The sequence below is a fragment of the Streptomyces sp. ATexAB-D23 genome, assembly GCF_000373645.1.
Lineage (GTDB): Bacteria > Actinomycetota > Actinomycetes > Streptomycetales > Streptomycetaceae > Streptomyces > Streptomyces castrisilvae.
The window spans coordinates 1-9,154 of sequence record NZ_KB892050.1 but is presented as its reverse complement, the minus strand read 5'-3'; the positions used below and the strand labels follow the sequence as shown (position 1 = coordinate 9,154).

General features: G+C 74.9%; 2 protein-coding genes. Both read left to right on the top strand.

Annotated elements, in window-relative coordinates:
* Nucleotide 1: 1 nt before the first annotated feature.
* On the top strand, nt 2-7,360 hold the full coding sequence (locus B082_RS40135) for a type I polyketide synthase (protein ID WP_018555424.1): 7,359 nt from the start codon (nt 2-4) through the stop codon (nt 7,358-7,360).
* A gap of 56 nt (nt 7,361-7,416) precedes the next feature.
* Nucleotides 7,417-9,154: type I polyketide synthase (locus tag B082_RS0129610; protein WP_018555423.1), on the top strand; the 1,738-nt coding region annotated here is incomplete at its 3' end.

The window sequence follows — 9,154 nt, the reverse complement described above, 5'->3', positions numbered from 1 at the left end:
GTTGTCCCTGGCGGACGCGTGCCGGCTGGTCGCGGCCCGAGCGGGTCTGATGCAGGCGCTGCCGGCCGGCGGTGCGATGTGGGCCGTACGGGCGACCCCCGACGAGGTCACACCGCTGCTGGTGGACGGTGCCTCCGTCGCGGCGGTCAACGCCCCCGGTCAGGTCGTCGTCTCCGGTACGCGCGAGGCCGTCGAGGCGGTGGCCGCTCAACTCGCCGGACGGCAGGGCCGCCGGCTGGACGTCAGCCACGCCTTCCACTCGCACCTGATGGACCCGATGCTCGCCGAATTCACCGATGCGGCAAGCGAGTTGACGTACGAGAGCCCGCGCATCCCGATCGTGTCGACGCTGACCGGCGAGCAGGTCACGGACTTCTCGGCGGCCTACTGGGCGGACCAGGTGCGGGGCACGGTGCGGTTCGCCGACGCCGTCACCCGGCTGAAGGCCCTGGGCGTGACCCGCTTCGTGGAACTCGGGCCGGACGCGAGCCTGGTCGGGGCCGTCCAGGAGACGTACGAGGACGCCGCTTCGGTGGTCTCGATGCTGCGCCGGGACAAGCCGGAGCCCGTCACCGCCGTCACCGCCCTCGCCCACCTGTGGGCGGCCGGCGCGGAGGCCGGCTGGGAGGCGTTCTTCGCCCCGGCCGGAGCACGGATCACGGACCTGCCCACGTACGCCTTCCAGCGCCGGCGCTACTGGCTCGGCGCGGAACCCTCCGGGGCCGGGGACGGCTGGAACCACCAGGTCGTCTGGCGCCGGATCACCGAACGGCAAGGCCGGCTCGCCGGGCGCTGGCTGATGCTGGCGCCCGAGGACGGCGACCCGTTCGCCGCCGCGCTCGCCGAAGGGCTGCGGGCCCACGGTGCGCAGCCGGAACAGGTCGCCATCGCCCCGGACACGGACCCGGCGGAACTGCTTCGCGCGCACACCGAAGCCGCCGGGGTCGTCTGCCTGCCGACAGGGGCCGCAGGGACCGGACCTGCTCGGGCCGGCTGGCTCGCGGACGTGGTGCGCGGGCTCGGCGAGGCCTCGGTCAGCGCGCCGCTGTGGTGCGTCACCAGCGGCGCCGTCGCCACCGGGGACGCCGACGCGGCTCCGGACCCCGAGCAGGCTGCCGTCTGGGGCCTGGGGCGGGTGGCCGCGCTGGAACACCCCGACCGCTGGGGCGGACTGGTCGACCTGCCGGAACAGCCCACCGCACGGGACCTCGAACGGCTGGCCGGGCTGCTGGCCGGGGGAACCGGCGAGAACGAGATCGCCATCCGCTCCGCGGGCATCTCCGCGCGGCGCCTGGAGCGCGCCGCACGCCCGGCCGGTGACGTGGGCGCTCCGCCGCTGGGCGGCACCGTCCTGGTCACCGGAGGCACGGGAGCGCTGGGCGCGCATGTCGCCCGGTGGCTGGCCGGGCACGGCGCCCAGCACCTCGTACTCGTCGGCCGTCGCGGGCCGGACGCGCCAGGCGCGTCCGCACTGCGCGACGAACTGGCCGAGACCGGAATCCGTGTCACCCTCGCGGCCTGCGACGTCTCCGACCGGGACGCGCTCGCCGCGCTGATCGGCGGACTCGATACGGACGGCGTCCGTATCGACGGCGTCGTGCACGCCGCTGGGGTGGTCGACGACGGGCTGCTGCACACGATGACCCGCCGTCAACTGGACGGCATGTGGGCGGCGAAGGCCGCCGCGGCCACTCATCTGGACGAGCTGCTCGGCGAGCGGGAACCCGCCGCCTTCGTCCTGTTCTCCTCGCTGGCCGGCACCCTGGGCGCCGTCGGCCAGGCGGGCTACGCGGCGGCCAACGCCTACCTGGACGCACTGGCCGAGACGCGCCGGCGCTCCGGCCGGCCCGCGCTGTCGGTCGCCTGGGGCCCCTGGGCCGGTGACGGCATGGCCGCCGACGACGGCCTCGCCGAGCGGATGCGGCACACCGGGCTCAACCCGATGGACGCCCCCGCCGCACTGGCCGCGCTGGAGCACGCCCTGACCGCCGCCACGCCCTGCTCGGTCATCGCCGACGCCGACTGGGCGCGGCTGTCCGCCGGCCGGCCCAGCGGTCTCCTCGCGGAACTGGGCGGACCGGCGGACACCGCCGCCGACCCGGCGGACGACGCGCCGACGCTGCGGCGCGAGGTGCTCGCCCTGCCCGAGCCTGCCCGGCACGCCGCCCTGCTGGACGCGGTGCGCGCACAGGCCGCCGAGGTGCTGGGGCACGAGTCCGCCGCCGCCGTCGAACCGGAGGCCGCGTTCTCGGCACTGGGCTTCGACTCGCTGCTCGCCCTGGACCTGCGCGGCCGGCTCGCCGCGCTCACCGGCCTCGTCCTGCCCGCCACCCTCGTCTACGACCACTCCAACGCCGACGCGCTCGCCCGCCACCTCCTCCAGGAGCTGACCGGAGCCGACGACGCCCCCGACGACAGCCTCCTCCCGGCGGCCGTGGCCGCGGCCGACGACGAACCGATCGCCGTGGTCGGCATGAGCTGCCGGTTCTCCGGCGGCATCCGCACCCCCGAGGAGCTGTGGCGGCTGCTCACCGACGGGGCGGACGGCATCGGCCCGTTCCCCGAGGACCGGGGCTGGGACACCGCCGGCCTGTACCACCCGGACCCCGCCCACGAAGGGACCTCGTACGCGCGGGAGGGCGGCTTCCTGCACGGGGCGGCGGACTTCGACGCCGACCTGTTCGGCATCAACCCGCGTGAGGCGCTGGCGATGGACCCGCAGCAGCGCCTCCTCCTCGAATGCTCCTGGGAGGCGTTCGAGCGGGCCGGCATCGACCCGCGTTCCGTACGGGGCAGCCGCATCGGCGTGTTCGCCGGCACCAACGGCCAGGACTACCCGGTGGCCCTGCACAACTCCGAGGAGAACGTCGCCGGTTACGTCGCCACCGGCAGCTCCGCGAGCGTGTTCTCGGGCCGGATCTCGTACACGTTCGGGCTGGAGGGCCCGGCCATGACCGTGGACACCGCCTGCTCCGCCTCCCTGGTCGCCCTGCACCTGGCCTGCCAGGCGCTGCGGGCCGGGGAGTGCAGCGCCGCGCTGGTGGCGGGCGCGTCCGTGATGAGCACCCCCGGCGCGTTCGTGGAGTTCAGCCGACAGCGCGCGCTGTCGCCCGACGGCCGCTGCAAGGCGTTCTCCGAGGACGCCGACGGCACAGGCTGGGGCGAGGGCGCGGGCGTCGTCATGGTGGAACGCCTGTCCGAAGCGCGTCGCAAGGGGCACCCCGTGCTCGCCGTGATCCGTGGCACCGCCGTCAACCAGGACGGCGCGTCGAACGGCCTCAGCGCACCCAGCGGCCCCGCCCAGCAGCGCGTCGTCCGCCAGGCGCTGGCCGCCGCCCGGCTCACCCCCCAGGACGTCGACGCGGTCGAGGCGCACGGCACGGGCACCACACTGGGCGACCCGATCGAAGCACAGGCGCTCCTCGCAACCTACGGGCAGGACCGGCCCGACGACCGCCCGCTGTGGCTGGGTTCGCTCAAGTCGAACATCGGGCACACCCAGGCGGCGGCCGGAGTCGCCGGAGTCATCAAGACCGTCCTGGCGCTGCGGCACGCCACCCTGCCGAAGACCCTCCACGTGTCCGCCCCCACCTCGCACGTCGACTGGGAGAGCGCGCCGGGCGGGGGCGTACGGCTCCTCACCGAGCAGCGCGCCTGGCCCGACCTCGGCCGACCGCGCCGCGCCGGGGTCTCGGCCTTCGGCGTCAGCGGCACCAACGCCCACGTCATCCTGGAGCAGGCACCCGAGCCCGCACTCCCGGACCCGGACGAAGCCCCCCGCACCGCCCCGTTCTCGGACGCGGTGCTGTGGACCCTGTCCGGCAAGACCCCGCAGGCGCTCGCCGACCAGGCCACCCGGCTGCTGTCCGGCGTCACCGGCCCGGACGCACCGGCCCCCGGGGCCGTGGCGCGGGCCCTGGCCACCACCCGCGCGGCGCTCGACCGGCGCGCCGCCGTCATCGGCACCGGCCCCGACGAGCTGGTGGCCGGCCTGACCGCGCTCGCCGACGGCCGGGAGGCCGCCCACGTCGTCACCGCGACGGCCGGCCCGCCCGGCAGGACCGTGTTCGTCTTCCCGGGACAGGGCGCCCAGTGGGCCGGCATGGCCACCGAACTGGCCGCGTCCTCCCCGGTGTTCGCCGCGAAGCTCGCCGAGTGCGAGGAGGCGCTCGCCGCGCACGTGGACTGGAAACTGACCGACGTACTGCGCGGTGCGCCCGGGGCCCCCGGGTACGACCGGGTGGACGTGGTCCAGCCCGTGCTGTTCGCGGTGATGGTCTCCCTCGCGGAACTCTGGCAGTCCTGCGGGGTCCGCCCGCACGCCGTGATCGGGCACTCCCAGGGCGAGATCGCCGCCGCCTGCGTGGCCGGCGCGCTCTCCCTGAGCGACGCCGCCCGGGTCGTCGCCCTGCGCAGCCGCGCCCTGACCGCACTCGCCGGAAGCGGCGGCATGGTCTCCGTGATGCTCGCCCCCGAACCCGCCGCCGACCTGGTCGCCGGATACGAGGGACGCTGCTCGGTCGCCGCGGTCAACGGACCCGCGTCCGTGGTGATCTCCGGCGACGTGGACGCCCTGGACGAACTGCTGGCCCACTGCGAGACCAACGGCATACGGGCCAGGCGCATCCCCGTCGACTACGCCTCGCACAGCGCCCACGTCGACCGCATCGAGGAGGAGGTCCGCGCGGCGCTCCGCCCGATCCGGCCGCAGCGCCCCACGATTCCCATGCTGTCCACCGTCACCGGCGAGTGGATCGAAGGCGAAGAGATGGACGCCGCCTACTGGTTCCACAACCTGCGCCGCCCCGTGATGCTCGACCCCGCCGTACGCGCCCTCGCCGGGCAGGGCCACCGAGGCTTCCTGGAGATGAGCCCGCACCCCGTCCTGACCGTCCCCGTCCGGGAGACCGTGGACGACCTGGCGGACGGCGCCCCGGCCGGCGGGCAGGTCTTCGTCGGCGGTTCGCTGCGCCGCGACGACGGCGGCCCGCGCCGGTTCGCGACCTCGCTCGCCGAGGCGTACTGCTCCGGCATGGACATCGACCGGTACGCGGTCACCGCGGGCTCCCAGGACGGCGAAGCCGCCCGGGTGGAGCTGCCGACGTACGCCTTCCAGCACCGCCGCTACTGGCCGCGCCCGGCAACGGCCGCCCCGCGGAGGGCCGCCGCCGACCCGGTCGACGACACGTTCTGGACGGCCGTCGAGCGCCAGGACACCGACGCCCTCGCCGACACCCTCGGCATCGGGGCCGCCGCACTCGGCGAGGTGCTGCCGCAGCTGTCCGCCTGGCGACGCACCCGGCGGGACGCCGCGGAGCTGGACGCCTGGCGCTACCGCGCCGTGTGGCGCCCGCTCCCCGAGCAGCGGCCCGCGCGCCTGTCCGGCACATGGCTCCTGCTCACCCCCGCGCTCCCCGGCGCGGCCGTGAGCGAGGTCGCGGCCTGGTGCGAGACGGTCGGCCGGGCCCTGTCAGCGGCCCCCGGCGTCACCCTGCGGACCGTGACCGTCGACACGGCGGCGTCGACCCGTGACGCGCTCGCCGAACTGCTGCGCACCCACCAGACGGAGTCCGGGCCCCTGCGCGGCATCGTCTCCCTGCTCGGCACCGACGTGCGCCCCCACCCGGAGCACCCCTCGGCACCCGCGGGCATCGCCGCGACCCTGCGACTCGCCCAGGCGCTCACCGACACGGACGGCGACGCGCCCCTGTGGCTGCTGACCCGCGCCGCCGAACTGGCCGTCCCCGCCGACCGGCTCACCGACACCGCCGGGCGGCAGATCTGGGGCCTGGGCCGGGTCATCGGCCTGGAGCAGGCCGACCGCTGGGGTGGCCTGATCGACCTGCCCGCCGCACTCGACGGGCCCGGAGGAACCGAAGCGGAGCGGCTGCGCCAGGTGCTGGCCGACAGCGGCGACGAGGACCAGATCGCGGTGCGCCGCCAAGGCGTCCTCGTACGACGGCTGGTACCGGCGCCGCTCGGCGACACCCCGCCCGCACGGGCCTGGGAGCCCCGGGACACCGCCCTCATCACCGGGGGAACCGGTGGACTCGGCGCCCGCGTCGCCCGCTGGCTGGCCGAATCCGGCGCCGGGCACCTCGTGCTCACCAGCCGCCGGGGACCCGACGCACCCGGCGCCGAGGAACTCCGCAAGGAGCTGACCGAGCTGGGCGCCCGCGTGACCATCGCCGCCTGCGATGTCGCGGACCGGGCCGCGCTGGCCGCCCTCCTGGCCGAACTGCGCGACGACGGCCTGCGCATCCGTACCGTCGTCCACGCCGCCGGAGTCGTCCAGGCCACCCCGCTCCCCGAGATAAGCCTCGCCGAGTGCGCGGACGTGCTCGCCGCGAAGACCCTGGGCGCGACCCATCTGGACGAACTGTTCGGCGAGTTCTTCGACGAGGCCGACCTGGACGCGTTCGTGCTGTTCTCGTCCAACGCCGGCGTCTGGGGCAGCGGCGGCCAGGCCGCCTACGCCGCCGCGAACGCCGCACTCGACGCCCTGGCCCAGTCCCGCAGGGCGCGCGGCCGCACCGCGACCTCCGTCGCCTGGGGCGCCTGGGCCGGCAGCGGCATGGCCGCCGACCCGGCGGCCGAGGAACAGCTGCGCCGCCGGGGCGTCAACGCCATGGCCCCGGAACGGGCCGTCGCCGCACTGCGCCAGGCCCTGGAGCACGACGAGACGCTGCTCACCGTCGCCGACATCGACTGGCCGCGCTTCGCGACCGGCTTCACCGCCGCCCGGCCCCGGCCGCTCCTCACCGAGCTGCCGACCGGCCGGCCCGCCGCGGACGACGACCCCGGCTCCGCCGCGCCCGCCCAGCCGGACGCGGACTTCGCCGACCGGCTGCGCTCCATGGTGGCGGCGGAACGGGACGCGGCCCTGCTCGGACTCGTACGCTCCGCCGTCGCCGCCGTACTGGGCCACGACGAGGCCGACGCCATCGAGGTGGACCGGCCCTTCAAGAGCCTCGGGTTCGACTCGCTGACCTCGGTGGAGCTGCGCAACCGGCTGACGGCGGCGACGGGCGTGAAGCTGCCCGCGACGCTGGTCTTCGACCACCCCACGGCCCTGGACCTCGTCGGAAGGCTGCGCACCGGGCTCCTCGGCGAGCAGCCCGAACAGCTCTCGCCGGACCAGGCAGTTCTTCAGGAGCTGGACAAGATTGAAGCCGGAATTTCAGCTCTTTCCCCAGACCAAGACCTCGACGCCGTCCAAGCGCGGCTGCGCAGCCTACTGTCGGCGCTGGGGGACAGGCAGACCGTGGATGACGAGGTGCCCGTAACCCGCAAGTTGGAGACAGCGACTGACGACGAGCTGTTCGAATTCATCCACAGGGAGTTCGGTAAGTCTTCCTGAGCGAAAGCCGAAGCTACCGTCTCCCGTGGCGACGCCAACAGGAGACGGTCCGTACGGTGAACGAGGACAAGCTTCGCGACTATCTCAAGTGGACGACGGCCGACCTTCACGAGACCCGCAAGCGGCTCCGTGAAGTGGAGGACGCGGCCCGGGAACCCATCGCGATCATCGCGATGAACTGCCGGTTCCCGGGCGGGGTCCGCTCGTCCGAAGACCTGTGGCAGCTCGTCGCGGACGGGGTGGACGCCATGTCCCCCGTGCCACGCGACCGCGGCTGGGACCTGACCCTGCCCGGGGTCGGCCCCGAGACGCAGGGCGGATTCCTGGAGGGCGTGGGCGACTTCGACGCCCCCCTGTTCGGGATCTCGCCGCGTGAGGCGCTTGCCATGGACCCGCAGCAGCGGCTGCTGCTTGAGGTCGTGTGGGAGTCGCTGGAGCGTGCGGGCATAGCGCCGATGTCCACGAAGGGCGAGAAGGTCGGCGTCTTCATGGGCGGCTCCCCGTCCCGCTACGACATCCTGCTCGGCGCCGACGAGGGCGTCGACGGCTACATCATGACCGGCAGCGCCGGCAGCGTCCTGTCCGGCCGCATCTCGTACGCCCTGGGCCTCGAAGGTCCGGCGGTGACCGTGGACACGGCCTGCTCCTCGTCGCTGGTCGCACTCCACCTGGCAGCGCAGTCGCTCCGCGCGGGCGAGTGCGAACTCGCCCTGACCGGCGGCGCCGCGATCATGTCGACGCCCGGCGCGTTCGTGGAGTTCGAGCGGCAGGGGGGCCTGGCCGGGGACGGCCGGTGCAAGGCGTTCTCGGACGACGCGGACGGTACGGGCTGGGGCGAGGGCGTGGGCGTCCTGGTCCTGGAGCGCCTGTCCGACGCCCAGCGCAACGGCCACCAGATCCTTGCGGTCGTGCGGGGCAGCGCGGTGAACCAGGACGGCGCGTCCAACGGCCTCACCGCCCCGAACGGCCCGTCCCAGCAGCGCGTCATCCGGGCGGCCCTCGCGAACGCCCGCCTGTCGTCGGCCGATGTCGACGCGGTGGAGGCGCACGGCACGGGTACGAAGCTGGGCGACCCGATCGAGGCGCAGGCGCTCCTTGCCACGTACGGGCAGGATCGGCCTGCGGACCAGCCGTTGTGGCTGGGCTCGGTGAAGTCGAACATCGGTCACACGCAGGCCGCTGCCGGTGTCGCGGGTGTCATGAAGATGGTCCTCGCGATGCGGAACGGTCTGCTCCCGAAGACCCTGTACGCGCAGACGCCGTCGTCCCACGTGGACTGGTCGGAGGGGTCGGTCGAGCTGCTGGACCGGGCGCGGGACTGGGCGCCCGGTGACCGGCCGAGGCGGGCGGGTGTGTCCGCGTTCGGCGTCAGCGGGACGAACGCCCACGTGATCATCGAGGAGCCGCCGGCCGTCGAGGAGGCACCGGACGACGCGCCGGAGCCGGTGGCCCCGGACTTCGCGCTGCCCGTGGTGCCGTGGCTGGTGTCGTCGAAGACGGCTGCTGGTGTCGCGGAGCAGGTGCGGCGGCTGACGGCCGGGGTGGAGGGTCTGGACGCGGCCGATGTCGGCCTGTCGCTGGCGACGACCCGGGCCGGGCTGGAGCACCGGGCTGTCGTCCTGGGCGCAGACGCGGAGGAGCTGCGTGCGCGGCTGGGCGAGCAGCTCGCACCCGTGGCGGCCCGTGGCGGTCTGACCGGGTTCGTGTTCTCGGGTCAGGGTGGTCAGCGGGTCGGGATGGGCCGGGAGCTGGCGGAGGCGTTCCCGGTGTTCGCGGCGGCGCTGGATGAGGTGT